Origin of the sequence: Bifidobacterium samirii (assembly GCF_003952945.1) — a bacterium.
In the GTDB taxonomy this organism is placed as follows: Bacteria; Actinomycetota; Actinomycetes; order Actinomycetales; family Bifidobacteriaceae; genus Bifidobacterium; species Bifidobacterium samirii.
The window spans coordinates 183,089-204,904 of sequence record NZ_QXGK01000003.1 but is presented as its reverse complement, the minus strand read 5'-3'; the positions used below and the strand labels follow the sequence as shown (position 1 = coordinate 204,904).

The following is a 21,816-nucleotide window of genomic DNA, read 5'->3' as shown; positions in this document are numbered from 1 at the left end:
GCTACGCAGGAATATTCAATTATCAACCGGAACCGGAGTCCCGACCGAAGCTCCTGCGACTGGGCTTGAACCAGTGACCGTCCGATTAACAGTCGGATGCTCTGCCAACTGAGCTACGCAGGAATATTCAATTATCAACCGGAACCGGAGTCCCGACCGAAGCTCCTGCGACTGGGCTTGAACCAGTGACCGTCCGATTAACAGTCGGATGCTCTGCCAACTGAGCTACGCAGGAATATCCTCGCACGCGGCTAATCACCGCGCACAAGAAGTAGATAATAGCCGTTTTTCCGAATCATGCAAATCACGGAGTGTCCCGCCGTGTCGCGCGTCCGCGACGCCCGGCGGACCGGCCGGCCGCACGGACACGAGACGCTAACATCGGCGGGACGAATCCGCATCACATGCAGATCTTCGTCAACGGCATCGCCGAATCGATCGGGAAATCGGGAGCGGACGGCGCCACGCCCGCCTCGACCAGATTCACGCCCAGCATCGCGACCATCGCGCCGTTGTCGGTGCACAGCTTGAGTTCGGGGATGCGCACGTCGACACCGTGCTGCGCGCCGAATTCGAGCAGCTTGGCGCGCAGCTGCGAGTTCGCGGAGAAGCCGCCGCCCACGATCAGCGTGTCCGAACCGTACTGTTCGCAGCCGCGCATCGCCTTGCGCGCCAGGACGGTCGCCACCGAGTCGGCCAGCGACGCGCACACGTCGTCCACCGGGATCGTCTCCCCCGCCGCCTGACGTTCCTCGATCCAGCGGGCGACGGCGGTCTTGACGCCGGAGAAGCTGAAGTCGTACGGGTGGGCCGCACCCGCCTTGCCCTGCGTCAGGCCCTGCGGCACGCGGATCGCCTTCGGATCGCCCGCCTGCGCGTGACGGTCGATGTGCGGACCGCCCGGGTAGGGGAAGCCGAGCAGACGCGCCACCTTGTCGAAGCATTCGCCGGCCGCGTCGTCGAGCGTGGTGCCGACCACGTCGATATGCCGCGCCACGTCCTCGACGTGCAGCAGCGATGTGTGGCCGCCGGAGACGATCAGCGCCATCGTGTCCGGCGGGAACGCGCCGAACTGCAGCTGGGTGACGGCGATGTGGCCGATCACATGGTTGATGCCGTACAGCGGCTTGCCGCTCGCCCACGCCAGCGCCTTCGCGCCGGACACGCCCACGGCGAGACATCCGGCGAGCCCCGGGCCTGCGGACACGGCGATCGCATCCACGTCGGCGATGGTCATGCCCGCGTCGGCCAGCGCCCTGGACACGCACGGCACGAACGCCTCGGCGTGCGCGCGCGACGCGATCTCGGGGATGACGCCGCCGTAGCGCGCGTGCTCGTCCATCGACGAGGCGACGACGTTCGAGACGAGCGTGCGGCCGCGCACGACCGCCGCCGCGGTCTCGTCGCAGGTGGATTCGATGCCCAGTACGATCGGTTCGCTCATCGTGTCGTCTCCTTCATGTCGTTGTCGCCGGCGGTCGCGCTTCGGAAGCCCACCGGACGCGGGTTCAGGTCGAGGGCCATCACATGCGCGTCGATGCCCTCCGGCTGGTAGTAGCGTCGGCGCAGGCCGATGCGCTCGAATCCCAGCCGCTCGTACAGGGCGATCGCCGGCGCGTTCTCGACGCTCACCTCGAGCAGCATGCGCCGCGCGCCTTGCCCGCGCGCACGGTCGATCAGATACGCCATCATCGCCGCGGCGATGCCCCGTCGCTGGTATGCGCGGCCGACGCCCACATCCATGATCTCCGCATCCTCGCCGTCATACCAGTAGCCGGCGAATCCGCGCACGCGCGCGGGATCGCCGATCGTCACGGCGGCAGCATCGGCGGAATCGGCGTCCGGCTCACGGTCGACGTCAATCGCGTCGGCCACGTCGAACACGTACGTGCGGCCCGGCGCGGACAGCTCCTGCCGCACCGACGCCTCGCTCCACGCATGGTTGGCGAACAGTTCGACCTCCAGCGCGCGCATCGCCGCGACGGCGGTCTCGACGTCAGGGCCGCCGGCGGCGTTCATCTCCGTCAGCATCAGCGGGTCCTCCCCGCGCCCGCATGGCCCAGCACATGCTTGAGCGGGTTCGGGATCTCCGCGTCCGGGCGGCGCAGATACAGCGGGTCGACCGGCGACGATCCGCCCGCGTCGGCCGTCTGCGCGTCGGCGAGCGCGGCGAACATCGCCAGGCAGGCCGCGCCCGCGTCGAGCAGCGAACCGTCGACGACGACGCCACGCGAGTCGAGACCGTCCCATGCGGCCGCATACTTCGCCGCGCCGTGGCCGGCCACGTCGACCACGTACGCCACGCCGTCGCGTTCGGCGCGTTCGGCGACGGCCGCGTTCACGCGCGCCACGATGCTCTCCGGATAGTCGATGTCCATGTCGATCCAGCGCAGTCCCGCCGACGGCGACGCCGGCGACCCCTGATCGAGCGAGAAGTACAGCTGCTTGCGGCGCGCGTCGTTGACGCACAGCGTCACATGACGCGCCGCGTCCGCCGCGTCGGCGCACCGCGGCACGTCGGCGAGGAATCCGACGCCGGCGAGCGATGCGTCGGCCGCGGTCGCAGATGCGGTCGCCGACGTGGCGTCCGGCAGGCCGGCGACGCCCATCGCGGCGCGCATCATCGCATGCTGCGGGTCGAGGATGTTCTGGCCGACGATCGTCGCGCCCGTGGCGAACGCGAGCGCCTTGGCTGCGACGATGCCGGCGCGCAGGCCGGTGAATGGCGCCGGACCCACGCCGACGACGATTCTCTCGATGTCGGATGCGCGCATGCCGGCGTCGGCGACCGCGCGCGCGATGTTCGTCTGCAGTTTCTCCACGTGGGTGCGCGAATCGGTTTCGACGATGGGCTCGCATCCCACGACGCCCACCGTAGACCCGTACGAGGTGTCGATCACCAGCGTACAACCCATGCCGTTCCTCCTTGCCAAGTTCGATACCTACGCGAGTCTACAACGACGGGCGCATGGGGCGGCGGCGATGGGGATGCCATCCATGCACACAAGCTCGATGCGATGAGATCAGCCGGGAGCATACGGCAATGCAATGCCTCATAGTTACCTATAATATATATTATAGGTAATAAACTGCAATCTGTTAGGAGGCTATTATGGCCAAGTTGATAGTCAACGTCGATGATGATGTGAAGGAGCGCGCCGCCGCCCTCTACGAATCGTTGGGCATGAATCTGAGCACCGCGGTGAACATGTTCCTGCGCCAATCGCTCGCCGAGGACGGACTGCCGTTCCGCCCACGCCGCTATAGGGGCGTGCGATTGGAACCGACCGCGGCGACCCGTAAGGCCATGGTCGCGGCCGAGGCGAAGGAAATCGGCCTCATCCCGGATGACTCCACGGAGTGCGATTCCGCAGGATCGGCGCGTGCGCATCTGCGCAGCCTGAGAGGACTCGCCGGATGACATGCAGGATCATCTTCGAACCGCAGTTCGATCAGGACTACACGAGGCTGAGCCGCTCCCATCCCGAGCTCATGGACGATCTGGACGACGCCATCGACTATCTGCAGGAATACGGAGAGCTGCCCGAAGGCTACGTGCCGCACGTGCTGGACAACCCGGGCGGCAACTACAACGGCCACTGGGAGTTCCATCTTGACGGAGACATCGACGTGCTGGTCCTGTATTGGAAACGACGGGACCGCACCGTGATCCGCATGGTACGCATCGGCTCGCACTCGGAATTGTTCCAAGGTGAACTGATCTGACGAAACGCATGCACCGGATCGGGAATGCTCCAATCAAACTCGTTCCAAAGGGAGGACATGATGACTGAACACCATCTCGGCGTCAAGCAGGTCGCAGAACACCTCGACATCATCCAAGGCGCCCTCCTCAGCCTCAACTTACCCGAGCCGGATGCGATTATTGGCCGCACTCGAGGCTGGAAACCCGAGACCATCGACCAGTGGAACGCCAACCGGCCCGGCCGCGGCGTCGGCGGCGAGGGCGGCACCGGCAAAAGCATGGGATCATCCCCGCGTGCGCAGGGAACACGGCACCGACGAAATCATCACGATTACCGACGCGGGATCATCCCCGCGTGCGCAGGGAACACGTGGATGGCTTGTTCTTGGTGTCCAACGTGACGGGATCATCCCCGCGTGCGCAGGGAACACCCGCGTGGTCCGACGGCTGCCATTCTACTTTCGGGATCATCCCCGCGTGCGCAGGGAACACACCGTGGTCGATATCATCGTCGAGGCAGAGGTGGGATCATCCCCGCGTGCGCAGGGAACACCAGTGGGGCGAGGGCGAGGTGCCGGAACGCAAGGGATCATCCCCGCGTGCGCAGGGAACACAACGATGATATCGATCACGGTATCGTCGTCCAGGGATCATCCCCGCGTGCGCAGGGAACACCTGCTCGACAATGCGCGCAGCCGACCGTAGAGGGGATCATCCCCACGTGCGCAGGGAACACATTGTCGTGTCCACGGGGTTGCCGTTGGAATCGGGATCATCCCCGCGTGCGCAGGGAACACTTTTGAGGGATTTATTTTGGCTCGCACCGTCAGGGATCATCCCCGCGTGCGCAGGGAACACTTGCGGCCGCTGGAAATTAAGGCACTCGGTTTGGGATCATCCCCGCGTGCGCAGGGAACACGCGGCGGTGAGCTCATCCCACATCGCGCCGCTGGGATCATCCCCGCGTGCGCAGGGAACACGAGACGGAGGACGGGATAGAGGTCGGCCGGCTGGGATCATCCCCGCGTGCGCAGGGAACACTACCGGGCTGGTCGTGGCGGGCGGGCGTCTGCGGGATCATCCCCGCGTGCGCAGGGAACACCTGGGCGGAACTCTTTTCCGGTCCGGCAACATGGGATCATCCCCGCGTGCGCAGGGAACACGTGTAGGCGAAGGCGTCGCGGTCGAAAAGCTCGGGATCATCCCCGCGTGCGCAGGGAACACATGCAGGCAAGTATGGGAGTCCTCGTCGAATCGGGATCATCCCCGCGTGCGCAGGGAACACCTCGCGTGGCCGTCGTGTGGTGGTGGCGTGCGGGGATCATCCCCGCGTGCGCAGGGAACACTCCCACCATGGGGAATGCTCGGTGTTCGAGCCGGGATCATCCCCGCGTGCGCAGGGAACACGCCACCGGCTTCCTCAACGAAGACGGAGATTTGGGATCATCCCCGCGTGCGCAGGGAACACCAATGGGGCGAGGGCGAGACGCCGGAACGCAAGGGATCATCCCCGCGTGCGCAGGGAACACCAATGGGGCGAGGGCGAGACGCCGGAACGCAAGGGATCATCCCCGCGTGCGCAGGGAACACTCGGCGCGTTTCTCGTCCTCGCTGCCGAGCACGGGATCATCCCCGCGTGCGCAGGGAACACCCGGCGCGGACAGGCCGACCGACCTGCACGCCGGGATCATCCCCGCGTGCGCAGGGAACACAGGCGACGGGCTGAAAGGCGGACGCGGCGTCGGGGATCATCCCCGCGTGCGCAGGGAACACACCGGCCGTCGATGGTGACGGCGAGCACTTCGGGGATCATCCCCGCGTGCGCAGGGAACACCTGTTCTTGCGTCAGCCCTCGCTTAAGCCTTAGGGATCATCCCCGCGTGCGCAGGGAACACCGACACGCCGATAAGCCCAATGATTGCAACGTGGGATCATCCCCGCGGGCGCAGGGAACACAGCGTGTCACAAAATTCATTGAAAAAACGGTTGGGATCATCCCCGCGTGCGCAGGGAACACCCAGCTGGTGGTCGTTTCATCCCAGTTCTTGAGGGATCATCCCCGCGTGCGCAGGGAACACGTCGCCGCTCATGTTCACGTAGATGCCGGACAGGGATCATCCCCGCGTGCGCAGGGAACACATGCGGCTGGTCGGGTAGAGACTCATGAAATCGGGATCATCCCCGCGTGCGCAGGGAACACTGCAACGGTTCGAGACGCCGGCCGGTGGCGGTGGGATCATCCCCGCGTGCGCAGGGAACACAGTAAGAAATCCCTTTAATCCCAATAATCAGCATAGCGCAGAATTCGTTTTTTTCTTTAATTTGGATCCGACACGCCAATCCTCAGCCCGTATGTGGAGTGGGAGAGAAGCCGAATCGCGACACATGAGAACCATGAATGACGCCGCACCGACATACCTCGTCACGGCACCCGCGCCCACCGATCTCACACCACCGCCACTCCCCTACCGTCCGAAACGCCTGGCCTTGTGATATTTGCTCGCGTTGCTCCACCCGGTCTTGGATTTTCCAGCACCAGTAGCGTGTTCCGTTCCCGGAGGCCGTTTGATCAGTTCCAGACCGTCGCAGTCGACTGGCGTCCAGTCGGCATGGTGGACCTTGAACGCCAGATGCTGTTCGTTGCGTGCGGAATGCACCATGATGGCACGCCCGTCCTTCACCATGTCCGTGATCCGCTCCCACAGCCGTTCCCGCACGCGGGCGGAGACATGGCCGACGAATACACCCGGGGAGATCTCCAGCAGCCATCGGGTCAGGTCACCCCGCAGGCCGGGAGGGCAGGCGGTGAGCACGACCACAATCATGGCATCACCGTGTCCGTATCGTCATCCACGAATGGGTCGGCACTAGCGCCAACATCAGCTCCCAACTCATCAGCATCCTCATCCGAACCATACGACCGTCCCGCCGCGACTTCGCCGCGCCGTTCGTCCCACAGTCCCACATGATCGCCGTCCATGCCGTCCGCGCCGGTCAGACCATCGGCTTCCGTATCCGCTTCCAGCAGCGTCTTGATGTCCTTCGTCATCCGGCTCATGATCGACAGGTCGTATACGGCGTCGCGCATGGCCCGTCGCGTGGCGGCTCCGATGTCGTTCGCTTCCGCTGCAACCGTCCGGAAGGCCACCGGAATGGACAGGTCGGCCTTGTACAGGTCGGCGATGTCGTAGACGAACGACCGCTCATGTCCGGTATGGACGAATCCGAGTCCCGGCGAGCAACCCAACGCCACGATGACCGAATGCGCGATGCCGTACAGGCAGGTGTGCGCCGCGGAGAGCGCCTTGTTGATGTCGGTCCCCGCTTCGAAATCGTCGTGGTCATAGGTGCGCCGATCCCATGGCACGCCCGTCTCCTGAGAGCAGCGGCGATAGACCCTGCGGATTCTGGCGCCTTCGCGGCCGCGCAGTTGCTGCATGGTCAGCCGGCTGACGTCCTCGTCGGGGAACCGCATCTGGTACATCCGTCGTGCGACGGCGAGCCGTGTCCGCATGTTGGAGACCAGCGACGCCTGTCGTTGCAGCAGCGCCGACGAGTGCGTCAGTGGCTTGCCGAACGCGTACATGCGTACGCCGCGTTCCCCCACCCAGATGACGGTCGCCCCATTGTCGCCGATGACCGTCATCGCCTGATGGGTGATGTCGGTGCCCGGTCCCAGCATGAGCACACTCAGGCTGGCCGCTGGCACGTGGATGGTGCCGGTTTCGTCCGTGACGGTGATCGCGTTGTCGTCGCGGCGGATGATGCAGTGTTCGAAGTACACGTATGACATCCGGTCCTCGACCCGCACGAGGTCGGCCAGTTCCGGCGGCGGCGCGCCGGGTATCCCACGATGCACCGCCGCCGTTGCCGCCGTTGTCTTTCCGGCGATAACATCGTCACTCATGGCCGCCGTCGGTTCCGTGTATGATCGGCGCCACGGTGAGCAGACCACAGCCGAATCCCTTCGCGCGGCCCAGTCCGTGGCACAGCACGTGCCGGAACTTGTCGGCGTCGGTCACCTGCAAGCGCCCTTCGTAGACCGCCGTGGTGAGTGTCACCGTCTTGCCGCCGCGGCCGAACCGTTCCTGATGCCGCTGTTTGACGACCATCGACGGCGCTCCGGAATCGTCGGGAAGAATCGTGAATCCGTGCTTTTCGCACCGTTTCAGCAGCCATTCGGTCTGGTAATGCACGCTGACGTGCCCCTGCAGTTTACCGACGATCCGGTCGTCGCCCATCTGGGAATACTTACCGTTGTTTTCCCAAGCGACGCGCACCGGGTTGGCCTTCAGCCGGAAGTTCCAGCACTGCCCGACCGCGATGCGCGACAGCAGCGGCCCGTAGTCCTTGCTTTCCCATTCCATGTGCGTCGGCCATCCGGCCTGTTCGATGATATGGGTGAAGTCGGGTGCTTCAGGGCTGACCACGTACAGCCATAGTCCGTGCCCTTGGTCGAGCGAGTCAAGCCGCCACAGGATGCGCCCGTCCTCGCCGTCGCGTATCGAGCCGGGCGGGAATGCACCTTCGACCGCCGCGTGCATGCGGTAGGGCGATGCGACGAGCTGCTGGGCGCTGATTCGGGCCGTGTTCAACGGCATTCGGGATATGAACATGTCGTCTCCTCTGCGGATTTCCCGCCTATGCGAAGTTCATCGGATCGTCCGCGCCGGTCACGTCGAACGACGGCGGCGCAGCGTCGTCGGCCCGCCCGACGTCGCTTCCGCTACGGCCGCGACCGACCGTATCGGGGTTGTCGATGCGGTAGCGCAGCACGGACCGTCCGGCGTACCGTCGTCCCTGCTGGCTGAACGTGATCGGATTGTCGGCCTGGGTGCCCGACGATTCGTCCCGGTCGGCGTCGCATACGATTTCCAGGCTCTGCGCCGGGTAGCGCCGCCGGTACCATGCCGACGCCTGCCACGGCTCGTGTTCCAGCGCGTCGCGCACGTCCTCGTATTCGTCGTGGACGCCCAGCGTCAGCGGAAACGACGGCGGGCAGGCCCGGCGTCCCAGATACAGCGGCCAGCGCGGGTGCCGCAGCGCCTCGTCGAGCGTTTCGAGCACCGTCCGGTCGGCTCCCAGCGCGACGAGGAATTTCGCGTCCGCCAGATAGTACCGGTAGGTCAGCGGCATGACGCGGTCGTAGTTGCGCGAGCCTCGTTTGCGGGTCAGCGATTTCTCGGTCTGCATGTCGGTGATGATGCGGCCCCGCTGTTCGACACGCACGCCGAACGACAGTCCCAGCAAATCCTCGATCGGGTCCTCGCGGGTGCGGCCCTGCGCGGAGGCGAGCAGGCCGAGCACGCCGCTTTTGGTGGGTTCCGTGCGGGTTTCGCGGCGGACGAAGCGGGAGGAATCCCCCCATGATTGCAACGGTCCGGCCAGTTGCAGCAGCAGTACACTCATGGACGGCTCCTACGCGTCGGCGAGCAGACGGGACAGCGCGGCCTTCAGCTCCGTCTGCAGTCCGGACAGCGTCGTGTTGGCGGCGATGGCGTCGAGTTCCGCAACCGGATGTTCGGTGGTGACGTACCACGCCTGGATCGGCTTGTCGCCGTACACGGTCTGGATCTGGTCCAGCCGGTCGGCGAGGCGGATGGCCGCGATGCGGGAGACCGGCGTGCCGTCCTCGGCGCGCACCGGGTCCTCGAAGGCGTCCACCGCGTTGATGGGCTGCCGGTTGCGCAGCATGACCACGCAGGCCTGCGGCAGTGTGCGGTTGGCGAACGTGTTCTGCTTGCCGGTCGGCATGGACCGGATGAACGCCTCCACGAACGCCGCGGCGCCTTCGACCGTGCCGGAGGCGTCCTGCAGCTGCTCCTGCAGTGCCGTGACGTTGACCGTCGCATACCGGTACAGGGTCGACGAGTTGAAGCCAAGCGTGTCGATCATGGCGGCGCCGGCGTTGTCGTCGGGCGCGCAATCGTCCTTCGCGGTGAAGTAGTCGTATTCAGGCGTGACCTTGTCGACGGAGATGGCGTGGGCGACCTGCGCCGATGCGTCCGTGTTGAGGTCCGGCGCGTCGGCGAGCATGCGGCCGAACAGGGCGATGTCGACGGCCTGCACGCCGTGGAACACTTCCGCCACCGCCTTTCCGGCGGCTGCCTTGCTCGGCTTGGATCCGTCCTTCCACTCGATGGCGAGGTCGGCGAGCGCCTCGATCTCCCTTGCGGCAATGAAGATCAGGTATTCCGTCGTGTCGCTGCCTTCGTCGGCGCCTGCACGGTCGGATTTCACGACGTCGAATCCGGCGGACTTGAGCACGTCCTTGGCCATGTCCATGGCATCGTCCGCGCAGTCGGGACGCTTGGCGGCGATGGCCTTCCCGATGAGTTCCACGGACTTCTTAGTGCGTTTGCCCAGTCGGCTGGAGTCGAGCAGGTCGGGGAAGGTCTCGCGCATGGCGCGCTTCCATGCCTGGCTGGAGACGCGGGAGCGCAGCGCGCCGCCGTAGTAGGCGACCTTGGGGCTGCCGGTGTCGTCGCGGTTGATGTTGCTCGGCGGCACGTTCTGGATGATGTACAGGTCGATGAACATGATTGGTTCCTTTCGTTGTCGCGTCGTCGCGGACGCGGGTTGACGGTTGTGGGCGGCGGCTGTCCGCCGGTATGGTCATTGCCGTTTCGTCTTGTCGGTGTCCGGGGAGATGGAGTTCCAATAGTCGCGGCTCCAGCGTTGGAACACCGCGCTGCGGGATTCGGGGAACTGCATCTGGTACAGGTCGCGGGTCAGCGCCCGGTAGTCGAGTTCGATCGGTTTGACGTCGCCGCCGGGGCGCCGCATCATCATGATGAGCGCGCGGATGCCTCGTACCATGCCGTTGAAGTCGGGGCATGCCTCGATGGCCTCCAGTCGACGGCGTATCGCCTTGGCCCTGGAGGGATCTCGTGCCAGACCGCTGCATGCCTTGCCGAAGGTCATGCGGTCCTTGCCGGCACCGGATTCCTGGGCCATGCCCTGCGGCTGCGACTGCTGATGCCATGCGTATAGCTCCATCGCCGCCTTGACCGCGGCGACCTCCCTGACGCTGTCGTCGACCAGCGGCACATCGTCCGGCCAGCCGGCGAACAGGTCGCTGCCGACGGTCATCCATGACGGCGTGGCACCGTCGAAATCACGGCGCAGTCGCGCCAGACAGGCACGCGACCAGGAATCTCCGCCCGGTTTGGCGATATAACGCTTCTGAATGTTCTGGATCTTGCCGTCCACGAACCCGGCCAGCTTGTCCGCAGTGTCGCGGGAGAAATAGCGTGCCATCACCGTACTCCTTCATAGGCTGGTTCCATTGCCGTCTCGTCCGCCGCCGGGGATTCCTCCGACTGGGGCAGCCGGCCCAGTATCCGGTTCAGTTGCGCCCGGAAGATCCGCTGCGCTCTCGCGGCCGACATCCAGTCGGATCCGATGGCGCCGTTGGCGTGTTCGCTGAACGCACGTACGTCGGCGTTGCGCAGGTAGTCGCGGCCGATGTCGAGCAGGATGCGATGCACGTCGTCCTGCCAGTCGCGCCGGTACGATTCGCAGTCGCGGTCCGGTCCGAAGGCTGCCAGCCGGTCGCGGAACACGCCGTCCAGGCGTGAGTAGGCTTCCTCCTTGACGCGTTCCCTGACCGTCTTCATACGATCGTTGCCCGTCTTGTCGCCGGCGGCGACGCGCAGGTTGGTGATGAAGACCGACAATGACTTCTCCACGGCCTCATCAGTGGCGGACACCACGTCGACCACGGTCGCGATCGCGGGGAAATCCCGGCGTACGAAGGCGGCGTTGAGATCCACCGCATCGTCGATGCCGCTTTCGTATACGCTGCTCTGCGTGCCGTAGGTCATGCCCTGCGCGTGCACCGTGACCAGCGACAGCGTGTGGCTGTCGCGGTCGAGGCACCGGCGTTCCTGCAGTTCCTCCGCCCAGCGGACCACGGCCGGGCGAGTGTCCCTGGCATCGGGGTCGACGCTGAGAATCGGCGTCAATCCGCGCCACAACGCCCGACCCGCCTTGTGGGTCGTCGGCATGAGCGGCGGTGCGCCCAGTCCGAGCTTCTTCTGCTGCGGGATGCTCGCATACCATGCGGTCATGGTTTCGCACGAGTCGGTGTTGTAGGCGGCGATTGCGTCGCCGTAGCAGTTGATCATGCCGATGATGCGGTCCTGCCGTTCGTTCGGCACCAGCAGGATGCGCCGGGATTGCATCGTGAACGCGCCGACCGGGCCGGTGAACGAGGACAGCACCCGCATATCAGGCGTCGGCGCCTCGTCACGCTCCCATGGCGGCACGTCGTCGGCGAGGCCGAAGAGGTCGGCGCCGCCGGGAATATAGAGGCACCAGTTCAGCATCAGCGTCTCGAACAGGGTGTCGCCTTCGAGCGCGATGGTGCCGATCGTGCCCTGCCAGCCGGTGCCCGGCAGTCCCTTGGGCGCGTACACCTTGCCCTTGTTCACGTGCGTGTTGCCGACGACCGGGCTTTTGATGCCGGCGACGTCGTAGGCCTGCGCGAATATCAGCCAGCGCGCCGCCTGGGCAAGGTCGATGCCATCGTCCAGAGACGGCAGGCTGCGCATCGCGAACAGGAACTTCTCGGGCTTGGGCACGTCGGCAATCATCTCGCCGATCGGATCCATCGTCTTGTCGCCGGCGTAGGCGAGCCCCGGCGTCTGGTAGAACGGGTGGTCACCGCCGATCAGATAGAACCGGTCATGGAACGCGTCCAGATACTCCTCGATGTATCCTTCCTCGAAACGGGCGACCTCCCACATGTGCTTCCACATCGACCGCATGTCCTCGCGGGACATCCCTTCATCCAGGAACGCCCGGTACAGGATGGCCAGCAGGAAGCGCAGCAGTGCCATCACCTGCTGCGGCAGGTCGCCGGACAACGCCCGGATGCGCGGAGCATCCCGGAACAGCGTCTTCAACGAGACGTCTTCGACATGCCCGTCGACATACACGCACGCAATCCACGGCTCGTCCACCAGGTTGAACCACGGCTGCGCGCCGTCATTCGACTCCGTCATTCACCCCTCCTTTCCGCCTTCATTGGCAGTTTTTTGCGATGACCTCACCATAGCATCACGGAAAGCAAAAGTCAAGAACATGGACATGGGACCAAAGCTGTCGTTTTGCGCCAATATGCGGAGGCACGGTTGCGGATCGACAACCCCGCCGATGCGGGGAACACCGAGTGCCTCCACATATCCATTGGAGCATCCCCACATACAGGGGCATCATCAATCATCGCGCGCATGGCGGACCCAATTGGTCGACCTCGTCACTGATTCTCGCCGGACACCGCCAAGCCCGATTCCGGGGAGTAACGTACGTCGAAACCCTCCACAGTCGCATGCCAATGCGACCGCCCTCCAATCGTCTCTTCGTCCAAGATGATCGCCAGTCGTCCGGCGAGCCACGGCGAGTCCTGCCAGGCCCATATGTCGTCGATGCAGTCACGTTCCAGTACCGTGATGAGGTAGTCGATTCTGTCGGGTCGGCACATGGATACGGGCAGACGCACGGCGCATTGTGATATCAGCACGGCCAGATCGTCGTCCGGCGCGATGTCGGTCGGAACGCGAGCGCCGGAGTCGATGCCGTGACGCTCGTCCCCGATCCACGGCAGCAATCGCAGGTCGTCGCCGGTGCGACGCAGCAGCAGCACTTCGACGCTCTCCTGCGTGTCGCGCACCGCTCGAGGCCCCTTGTCGTCGTCCGTTTCATCGATGCGGGGAGTGAACCAGTCCGTCAGTGTCCCCTGATTCCGTTCAAGCTCCGCCAACGACGTCATCAGACACGTACTGGCCCGATTGTGCTTCTTGTCCCGCTGTTCCGCCCTCCGCTTCACGGCATCGGCATAATGATTCCGCCAGCCTGCCGCGATCACCGATTCGGCGTGCGACCCATAGGCCAGCCGCACCGTCCGCGCGATGTCCTCGGGGAGTCGGATATCGCATCCGGCCGAATCGTCCGTCAACCCTAGTACGCCCAAAGCCTCCATCAGAGATGCTTCCGGGTAGACGAGCGTCACGGAACCGGCGAATCGAGGTCCGTCATCATGCCATGCTTTGACGCCACGGATGAAGCATTGCGCCCGACGCAGAGACTCGGGACGGTCCGATTCCCCCTCGCCGCGGTGATGCCGGTGCACGCGCCCCAGTCGTTGCATGATCAGATCGACCGGCGCGATGTCGGTGATCAGCGCGTCGAAGTCGATGTCCAGGGACTGTTCGAGCACCTGCGTGCCCACCACGATCAGCCGGTGGGGCCGCTTCCCGTTGCCCACAGTACTCTGTGGCCCCAGCAGGTCGCGCAGTTCGGTTTCGTTGGCCATGCGGTCGAGGTCCATGAACCTCGCATGCGTCAGTTTCACCGTGTCGGCACCGTATCGTCGTGCCAGCAGGTCGGCGGCATGCTGGGCGCGGGCCACCGTATCGCAGATGACACCGATGCATCCGCCGTCCACGGTCAGACGGTCGACCAGCGAGGTCAGCGTCGCATCGTCGTCGGCGCACATGCGGCAGGTCACCTGCGATGAGCGTCCCGAGGGAGCGACCGGCAGCATGCGGACCGTCGCACCTTGCGTATAGGTGATGAGAGGGTATGCCGATGCCATCGATTCAGTCCGTGACGTTCCGTCCGCCGCATCGGCCGCAGTAACGGCGGAAGCGAACTCGTTCGTCTTCGCCCTGCTCCAGCGTCCCCGTTTCGGCATCACCGTCCGCCCAGCGTCCGTAAGCCGATTCGATGCTCCCCCGTTTTGCGCAACAGCCGAACGTCCCTTTAGATAGGCGCCCGTCATGGCCTGCCGCTGTGATTCCGGCAGCGTCGCGGACAGCAGCACCACCGGCGCGCCGAAACCGCCCAGCCATTCGAGGATCCGCTTGAGATACTCCTGCATGTACGCGTCGTACGCGTGGCATTCGTCGATGACGACGACCTTGTTGGCGAGCGCCAACTGCCGCAATACGACGTGTTTCATCTCCAGCGCGCCCATGAGGACCTGGTCGATGGTGCAGATGAGGAAGTTGGCCAGAACGCCTTTCTTGCGTCCCCACATCCAGTCCGATACGACGGTTTCCGGGGGTACGTCGCGCTTGCGGCGAAACGTCGCCGGCCGCTGTCCGGAGTCGTCCGGATCGGAGTCTATGGAGGAGAACCCGCGACGAGATGACGCGATGACACCGCGGAATTCCTCGTTCAGTTGGGCTTTGCCGTGTGCGAGCCACACGGTTTTGTCTCGCTCGCCGTCGTGGGGCAGGGATTCCATCCATGTGTGGACGCGTCCGAACATGGCGTCGGTGGTGGCCATGGTGGGCAGGGCGACGCATACGCCGCCGCGGCCGGTGCGGCGGGCGAGGATTTCGGCTGCCGCGAGCGCGGCTTCGGTCTTGCCTTCGCCCATGGGTGCTTCGATGATCATGAGTCCGGGTTCGTCGGTGGTGGAGGCGAGGCGGACGGCTTCGCGCTGCATGGGACGTGGGATTGCTCCTTCGGGCAGACGGAACCTGCTGCGGAACCACGCGTCAGAACCGACTGCGCCAGCGCCCACAGTTTCATCCATGATGTCATTCTGTGGTGCGTTCCACGGCGTACTGAGTCCCACAGACCGCCATGCGCGGTCCGCTCTCCGGTTCAGTCCTTCCCAGGTGTGGATGTCGTCACCGTTGTATTCGACTGCGCGTGTGGGGACAAGTGGGAAGCGGTCGTCGTCGCTGTCGCTGGCGATCCAGTCGGCCATGATGACCAGTCCGGTCAGGATGGATGCGGCGCACGGGTGCAGGAATCGGGTCGAGAGTATGTCGAGATCATGGTCCGTCATGCCGATTCGCCGTATGACGAAGTCGATGAGTTCGTATTGCACGTCCAGCCATGCGGTGGAATCCGGAAGATCATGGCCGAGTCGTTTGGGGAAACCATCGCGGAATTTTCGCAGTATGTCGAAGCTCGGCGGCGTTCCGTGGTGTCCTCCGATGACACTTGCATAGGATTGGGCCATCGTCTCGTCCCATGTGTGTCGTTCGCATAGGTAGCGTTCCACGATGATCTGCCCGGCGATCGGATGCGTCGGTTTGCGCAGGTCGACGAAGTCATCATCGATCGGCAGTCCGGCATGTTCAGGCAACCATGCCATGTTCAGCTTGTTACCATCGATTCCGGCTGTGTATCGAATCGGTTTGATTTGGAAAATCGGTGTCGCCTTGCCGATGTCGTGGATGCCGGCGAGCAGCAGGTACGTCTTCCGTGCCAAATCGTCACGCTCAACGACCTGTGACGTTGGTTCGGCGGTTGCGCTCGCAGCGACGTCACGCTGGCCATATATGCTGCGGCGAACGATCGCCTTGGTGCCGTCCGGCGTCCAGTGGTCCCAGATGCGTTCCGCCATGGCGATGGAGTCGGCCATGTGCGCGTAGAGCGGCAGCCACCAATCGTCGTCCTGCCGATTGGTCTTGCCCCAGATCGACCTCGCCTGACGGGACAGTCCCACATCGCCTTGTACATTGCCGGGCATAAGCGTTCGCCTCCTTGCGGATTCGGATAGTGCCGCAGCGTCCATATGGACGGACGGCATATTCATCGTAGCCCGGCAACGTTCAGGAGGTAAAAAAGTGCCCCCGCGTCAAGGATCGTGCCGTCGCTGCAATGGGGGACGGCACGATCCTTGACACGGGGGGCACTCTGTCGGTTACGCGGTTCCGTTACGCCTTGGCGACGCGCACGCCCAGTTCCTGCGCACCCTCGTCGGCGATCACGTCGACGCCGGCTTCGGCGAGCGTCTCGCGGGCGATGAGGTCGCGGAACTGTTCGATCTGTCCGGCGTGGTCGGCGGGCACGGTGAGCGTGAGTCTGATGCGGTCGGCGATGTCGAGTCCGGCGTCCTTGCGGGCGTCCTGGACGGCGCGGATCGCGTCGCGCGCGTAGCCTTCGGCGACGAGGTCGTCGGTGAGCGCCGTGTCGAGGATCACGAAGCCGCCGGTGGGCAGCGCGGCGGACACGGACGCGGATGCGTTCGCGGCGTCGGCCTCCTCCACGCGGTTGATCATCTCGTATTCGCCGGCGACGAGCGCGAGCTCGCCGGTCGGGGTCTTGACGACCGGGGCGCCGGTGGCGGCGTCCACATGCCAGGCGCCGGTCTTGGACGCCTTGATGGCGAACTGGACCTGCTTGCCCAGACGCGGGCCGGCGGCGCGCGCGTTGACCTTGAGCTCGTGCACGATGGTCAGGCCGCGGGCGGGCGCGTCGGCGAGCGTGCAGAACTCGACGTCCTTGACGTTGAGTTCGCCGCGCAGCAGGCCGGCGTAGGCGGCGACGGCGTCGACGTCCTCGGTCACGACGGTCAGGCGGCTCAGCGGCTGGCGCACGCGGATCTTCTCGGCCTTACGCAGCGACAGGGTGCCGGAGACGACCTCGCGCACCTTCTCCATCGCGGCGACGAGCGCCGGGTCGTCAAGCAGGACGGCGCCCAGTTCGGTCGCCTCGCCGTCGGCCTCCAGCGCCGGCCAGTCGGCCAGATGGACGGATTCGCCGCCGGTCAGGCCGCGCCACACGGCTTCGGCCTCCATCGGGGCGAGCGGCGCCAGGACGCGCATGAACGCCTCGAGCACGGTGTACAGCGTGTTGAATGCGTGCTCGTCCTCGTTCCAGAAGCGGTCGCGGGTGTTGCGGATGTACCAGTTGGTGAGCACGTCGATGAAGTCGGCGACCGCGTCGCACGCGTCGGAGATCGCGAACTCGTCGAGCGAACGGCCGGCGGATTCGATCAGGCGGCGGGTGCGGGCCAGCAGGTAGCGGTCCATCTCCGGCAGGGAGGCGACCTCGTCGGCGCGCAGACGACGGGCGTCGAAGCCCTTGCCGCCGTTGGCCGCGTTGGCGTACAGCGTGAAGAAGTAGTACGAGCTCCACACGGGCAGCATGACCTGGCGGACCGTGTCGCGGATGCCGTCGGCGGTCACGATGAGGTTGCCGCCGCGCAGGATCGGCGAGCTCATGAGGAACCAGCGCATCGCGTCGGAGCCGTACTGGTCGAACACGCCGTTGACGTCCGGGTAGTTGCGCAGGTGCTTGCTCATCTTCTGGCCGTCGGAGCCGAGCACGATGCCGTGGCAGATGACGTTCTTGAACGCCGGCTTGTCGAACAGGGCGGTGGCCATGATGTGCAGCGTGTAGAACCAGCCGCGGGTCTGGCCGATGTATTCGACGATGTAGTCGCACGGGAAGTGCTGCTCGAAGAACTCCTTGTTCTCGAACGGGTAGTGGAACTGGGCGAACGGCATGGAGCCGGATTCGAACCAGCAGTCGAGCACGTCGGTGATGCGGTGCATCTGCGACTTGCCGGTCGGGTCGTCCGGGTTCGGGCGGGTCAGGCGGTCGATGTACGGACGGTGCATGTTGATGTTGCCGTCGTTGTCGCGCGGGTAGTCGCCGAAGTCGGCCTTGAGCTCCTCGAGTGAGCCGTACACGTCGACGCGCGGGTACTTCGGGTCGTCGCTCACCCACACCGGGATCGGGGAGCCCCAGAAGCGGTTGCGGGAGATGGACCAGTCGCGCGCGTTGGCGAGCCACTTGCCGAACTGGCCGTCCTTGACGTTGTCCGGGATCCAGTTGATCTCCTGGTTGAGCTCCAGCAGACGCTCCTTGATCTTCGTGACGGACACGAACCAGGAGCTGACCGGCTTGTAGATCAGCGGGGTGGCGCAGCGCCAGCAGTGCGGGTAGGAGTGCACGTAGCTCTTCTCCTGGAAGAGGATCGCGCGGTGCTCCTCGGGGATGTCGGCCAGCGGGCCGTCGCCGGCGCGCAGGTTGCGCAGGATCGGCAGGTTCGCGTCGAACACGAACATGCCTTCGTAGTCGGGGCACAGCGACGTGAAGTTGCAGCCGGCGTCGAGCACGTCCACGCTCTTGATGTCGTGCGCGTTGAGCGTGTTCATATCGTCCTCGCCGTAGGGGGCCTGATGGACCAGGCCGGTGCCTTCGACGGTGTCGACGTAGTCGGCGGTGAAGATCGTGTACGCGTTGGCGCCGGGCACGCCGCCTTCGGCGACGGCCTGCTCGCCGGCGAAGTACGGGAACACCGGCCAGTAGCGCCAGCCCTCCATGTCGGCGCCCTTGAGCTCGCGCACCACCTCGTAGTCCTCGCCGAGCTCCTTGGCGTAGGAGCCGAGCAGCGCCTTGCCCAGATAGAACTTCTTGCCGGCGAAGCGGCCTTCGGTCGGGCGGACCTCGACGTAGTCGATGTCGGCGCCGACGACGATCGCGAAGTTGGTGGGCACGGTCCACGGCGTGGTGGTCCAGAACACCGCGTAGGCGTCGTCCTCGTCGCGCAGCCTGACGGCCACGGACACGGTGGTGTCCTGACGGTCCTGGTAGACGTCGGCGTCCATGCGCAGCTCGTGCGCGCTCAGCGGCGTCTGGTCCTTCGGGCAGTACGGCAGCACGCGGTGGCCCTTGTAGGCGAGGCCCTTGTCGTAGAGCTGCTTGAACGCCCACATCACCGACTCCATGTACGGGATGTTGAGAGTCTTGTAGCCGTGCTCGAAGTCGACCCAGCGGGCCTGGCGGTGCACGTAGTCCTGCCATTCGTTGGTGTACTTGAGCACGGAGGCGCGGCAGGCGTCGTTGAACTTGTCGATGCCCATCTGCTCGATCTGCTCGACGGAGTCGATGCCGAGCTCCTTCTGCGCCTCGAGTTCGGCGGGCAGGCCGTGCGTGTCCCAGCCGAACACGCGGTTGACCTTGTGGCCCTTCATGGTCTGGTAGCGCGGGATCACGTCCTTGGCGTAGCCGGTCAGCAGGTGGCCGTAATGCGGCAGGCCGTTGGCGAAGGGCGGGCCGTCGAAGAACACGAATTCGTTCTGGCTGCCGTCGCCGGAGTCGCGCCGGTCGATGGACTTGCGGAAGGTGTCGTCCTGCTCCCAGTAGTCGAGGACGTGCTCCTCCAGCTGCGGGAAGCTCGGGTTGGGGGCCACGTCGGCGGTGTCGCCGCCTTCGTGGGCCTTGGGATACACATGATCGGTGGATTCGCTCACCATGGTTCTCCTCGTCGATGCGTTTGCTCTGTCCTGCGGGAACGACGTCGTTCCATGGCCGGCGTGCCGGCGTTGCGCATCGCGGGGTCGATGGTGGTCCGTTCCTCGTGTGCGTGACGCCGTCGCGTCGGGATGGCCTGTTGCGCCGGTCCCGTGTACGAGGACGATGCCGGCCGCTTGCGCGCCGCCACCGCGGTACCACCTCGCTTGTCGCGTCGGTTCCGGTTCCGTGGGAGCCGGCCGGGCGACCGCTTGAGTTCGGCTGTGTCGGGCCGATCCCGTCGGTTCTACTGGGCGGATGGCCGGTTGCGGCGCTCCGCTGTTCTTCCGAAGGCTCCCCGCTGATGACGGATCGTCGCCTGTTGCGCCGCCCATCGTAGCACGGCGCCGTGCCAAAAACGGAAGGCCGTCCCACGGGCGTTCCATGGGACGGCCGGCATCGTCACTCGGCGGATTCGAGCTCGCCGTACTTGTTCTGGTACTGCAGCAGCTGGTCGTTGATCTCCAGCTTCTCCTCGATCACACCCTGCCACAGGGAGTTGAGGGAGTCGTTGGAGATCTCCATCTCGGAGATCTTCGCGTCCTTCTCATCGAGCTGCGGCTGCACGTAGGCGTGCATGCCGGCGGCGCCTGCGCCGGCCCCGATGATCAGCGCGGCCACGGCGGCCACCGCCACATGCCACGGCTTCATCCCGCCCTTCTTGGCCTGGGCTTCGCCCTTCGCCTCGTCGACGGACTGGGACTGGACCTGGATGTCGCTCATGAATCGGTACTCCTTTATATATTCTTCTGTATTCCTCTTCGTGTCGGCCGGGCATTCGTCGCCGCGGCCGCCGACCGATTCTATCGGCCGCGTCGCATCCCGTCCAGCCGTCGCCGTCCAGCGTGGCGCGACGGCGACGCACGCGATACGCGCATAACTCACGTGCATCATCACAGCGCGGGAACGCACGCATGCGACGGGGCCGCGTCTTGCGTAAGACGCGGCCCCGTCATGGAGGAAAGCGGGATGGCCGAACGGAATACCGAAGCCGGATGCCGGGCGGACGTCAGGCGGCGAAGCGCTCGCGGATCTGCGCGGCGGTGCCGTAGGACGCCTGCGCGCCGTAGCCGGTGGCCGCGTACGCGGACACGTAGGAGGCGAGGCGGGCGGCTTCGCGCAGTTCGAATCCGGAGGCGAGGCCGGCCAGGACGGTGCCCATGAACGAGTCGCCGCAGCCGGTGGTGTCGACGGCGTTGACGCGCACCGGGGCGATGCGGGTGATCGTCTCGTCGGCGCAGGTCGCGTCGAGGACCATCGAGCCGTCGCCGCCGAGCGTGACGATCGCCTGGTCGAAGCCGAACTCGCGCATGCGCTCGAGCGCGCCGGCCCAGTCGAAGCCGTCCCAATCGTCGTCGTCGGGTTCGTCGATGCCGAGCAGCTGGGCCATCTCGTGCTCGTTGACGAGCAGGATGTCGGAGGCGTCGACGAGCTCGCGCGGCAGGACGGGCGTGAACGGCGAGTTGTTGAGCAGCACCTTGACGCCGGCCTCGTGGCACATGCGCGCGGCGGCGGTCACGGTCTCGATCGGGCTTTCGAGGCACAGGCCCAGCACCGTGGACTTGGTGAGCGGCTCGCGCATCGATTCGATGTAGTCGACGGTCACCTGCGCGTTGGAGCCGGGCGAGTAGACGATGGTGTTCTCGCCGGCCGCGTCGACGGTGATGACCGTGGTGCCGCTCGGGCCGAGCACGCGGCGCACGTGTCCGGTGTTCACCCCGGCCTCGCCGAGCTTGCCGAGCAGGAAGTCGGCGTTCGCGTCGGAGCCGACCGCGCCGAACATCTGCACGGTGGCGCCGATGCGCGCGGCCGCCGCGGCCTGGTTGCCGGACTTGCCGCCGGGCAGCACCTGCAGCGGACCACCGGTGATGGTCTCCCCCGGTCCGGGCAGGCGTTCGGCGGTGACCGTGTAGTCGGCGTTCATCGAGCCGACCACGGAGACGGTGCCGTGGATGCGGTCGAGGCCGGCGAGGATCTCGGATGTGCTGGACATGGGTTCCTTCTTTCTGTCGTCGTATGTCGGCCGGCCGTACCGGCATCGGGTGCGGCGCACGTCGCCG

Annotated in this window: 16 protein-coding genes, 2 tRNA genes and 1 CRISPR repeat array; of the genes, 2 read left to right on the top strand and 16 right to left on the bottom strand. The window is 65.5% G+C overall.

The window, feature by feature from the left end; all coding sequences use genetic code 11:
- Nucleotides 1-50: 50 nt before the first annotated feature.
- From D2E24_RS02830 to tsaB, 5 genes are all read right to left on the bottom strand, one after another.
- Nucleotides 51-123: transfer RNA gene (locus D2E24_RS02830), tRNA-Asn, on the bottom strand.
- A gap of 39 nt (nt 124-162) precedes the next feature.
- Nucleotides 163-235: transfer RNA gene (locus D2E24_RS02825), tRNA-Asn, on the bottom strand.
- 165 nt (nt 236-400) lie between these two features.
- Nucleotides 401-1,444, bottom strand: a complete 1,044-nt coding sequence (gene tsaD, locus D2E24_RS02820) for a tRNA (adenosine(37)-N6)-threonylcarbamoyltransferase complex transferase subunit TsaD (RefSeq protein ID WP_125967812.1) — start codon at nt 1,442-1,444, stop codon at nt 401-403.
- A complete protein-coding gene (locus tag D2E24_RS02815; protein ID WP_125967811.1) occupies nt 1,441-2,031 on the bottom strand; it encodes a GNAT family N-acetyltransferase in 591 nt (196 codons plus the stop codon). The genes tsaD and D2E24_RS02815 overlap by 4 nt, the downstream gene beginning before the upstream one ends.
- Nucleotides 2,031-2,915, bottom strand: coding sequence for a tRNA (adenosine(37)-N6)-threonylcarbamoyltransferase complex dimerization subunit type 1 TsaB (gene tsaB / locus D2E24_RS02810; RefSeq protein ID WP_125967810.1), 885 nt, complete (start codon nt 2,913-2,915; stop codon nt 2,031-2,033). Before tsaB ends, D2E24_RS02815 begins: the two co-directional genes overlap by 1 nt.
- Before the next feature lie 197 nt (nt 2,916-3,112).
- On the opposite strand from tsaB, the gene D2E24_RS02805 reads away from it, so the two are divergent.
- The gene (locus D2E24_RS02805) at nt 3,113-3,421 is read left to right on the top strand and encodes a type II toxin-antitoxin system RelB/DinJ family antitoxin (protein WP_125967809.1); all 309 of its coding nucleotides are present in this window, start codon (nt 3,113-3,115) and stop codon (nt 3,419-3,421) included.
- The gene (locus D2E24_RS02800; protein ID WP_125967808.1) at nt 3,418-3,726 is read left to right on the top strand and encodes a type II toxin-antitoxin system RelE/ParE family toxin; all 309 of its coding nucleotides are present in this window, start codon (nt 3,418-3,420) and stop codon (nt 3,724-3,726) included. Before D2E24_RS02805 ends, D2E24_RS02800 begins: the two co-directional genes overlap by 4 nt.
- Before the next feature lie 260 nt (nt 3,727-3,986).
- A CRISPR array of direct repeats spans nt 3,987-5,967; the repeat unit is 29 nt; unit sequence GGGATCATCCCCGCGTGCGCAGGGAACAC.
- Nucleotides 5,968-6,171: 204 nt separating this feature from the next.
- Here the strand turns inward: D2E24_RS02800 and cas2e are convergent.
- From cas2e to D2E24_RS02740, 11 genes are all read right to left on the bottom strand, one after another.
- Nucleotides 6,172-6,531, bottom strand: a complete 360-nt coding sequence (cas2e, locus tag D2E24_RS02795) for a type I-E CRISPR-associated endoribonuclease Cas2e (protein WP_125967807.1) — start codon at nt 6,529-6,531, stop codon at nt 6,172-6,174.
- A complete protein-coding gene (gene cas1e, locus D2E24_RS02790) occupies nt 6,528-7,661 on the bottom strand; it encodes a type I-E CRISPR-associated endonuclease Cas1e (RefSeq protein ID WP_241222822.1) in 1,134 nt (377 codons plus the stop codon). Before cas1e ends, cas2e begins: the two co-directional genes overlap by 4 nt.
- Entirely contained in the window at nt 7,606-8,307 is a 702-nt protein-coding gene (gene cas6e / locus D2E24_RS02785; protein ID WP_241222821.1) for a type I-E CRISPR-associated protein Cas6/Cse3/CasE, read from the bottom strand. Before cas6e ends, cas1e begins: the two co-directional genes overlap by 56 nt.
- A gap of 40 nt (nt 8,308-8,347) precedes the next feature.
- Nucleotides 8,348-9,115 carry a type I-E CRISPR-associated protein Cas5/CasD gene (gene cas5e / locus D2E24_RS02780; RefSeq protein ID WP_125967804.1) on the bottom strand — a complete coding sequence of 256 codons (768 nt, stop codon included), beginning with the start codon at nt 9,113-9,115 and terminating at the stop codon, nt 8,348-8,350.
- A gap of 9 nt (nt 9,116-9,124) precedes the next feature.
- Nucleotides 9,125-10,246, bottom strand: coding sequence for a type I-E CRISPR-associated protein Cas7/Cse4/CasC (gene cas7e / locus D2E24_RS02775; protein ID WP_125967803.1), 1,122 nt, complete (start codon nt 10,244-10,246; stop codon nt 9,125-9,127).
- Between the two features lie 75 nt (nt 10,247-10,321).
- Nucleotides 10,322-10,966, bottom strand: a complete 645-nt coding sequence (casB, locus tag D2E24_RS02770; RefSeq protein ID WP_125967802.1) for a type I-E CRISPR-associated protein Cse2/CasB — start codon at nt 10,964-10,966, stop codon at nt 10,322-10,324.
- On the bottom strand, nt 10,966-12,714 hold the full coding sequence (gene casA / locus D2E24_RS02765; protein ID WP_125967801.1) for a type I-E CRISPR-associated protein Cse1/CasA: 1,749 nt from the start codon (nt 12,712-12,714) through the stop codon (nt 10,966-10,968). Before casA ends, casB begins: the two co-directional genes overlap by 1 nt.
- 254 nt (nt 12,715-12,968) lie before the next feature.
- Nucleotides 12,969-16,202: a CRISPR-associated endonuclease Cas3'' gene (locus D2E24_RS02760; protein WP_164520970.1), complete on the bottom strand. Its 3,234-nt coding sequence runs from the start codon at nt 16,200-16,202 to the stop codon at nt 12,969-12,971.
- Nucleotides 16,203-16,389: 187 nt separating this feature from the next.
- The gene (gene ileS / locus D2E24_RS02755; RefSeq protein ID WP_420897465.1) at nt 16,390-19,716 is read right to left on the bottom strand and encodes a mupirocin-resistant isoleucine--tRNA ligase; all 3,327 of its coding nucleotides are present in this window, start codon (nt 19,714-19,716) and stop codon (nt 16,390-16,392) included.
- 442 nt (nt 19,717-20,158) lie between these two features.
- Nucleotides 20,159-20,479, bottom strand: a complete 321-nt coding sequence (locus D2E24_RS02745) for a hypothetical protein (protein ID WP_125967799.1) — start codon at nt 20,477-20,479, stop codon at nt 20,159-20,161.
- Between the two features lie 286 nt (nt 20,480-20,765).
- Nucleotides 20,766-21,749 (bottom strand): ribokinase, encoded by a 984-nt coding sequence (locus tag D2E24_RS02740; protein ID WP_125967798.1) that lies wholly within the window; start codon nt 21,747-21,749, stop codon nt 20,766-20,768.
- Between the last annotated feature and the right edge of the window lie 67 nt (nt 21,750-21,816).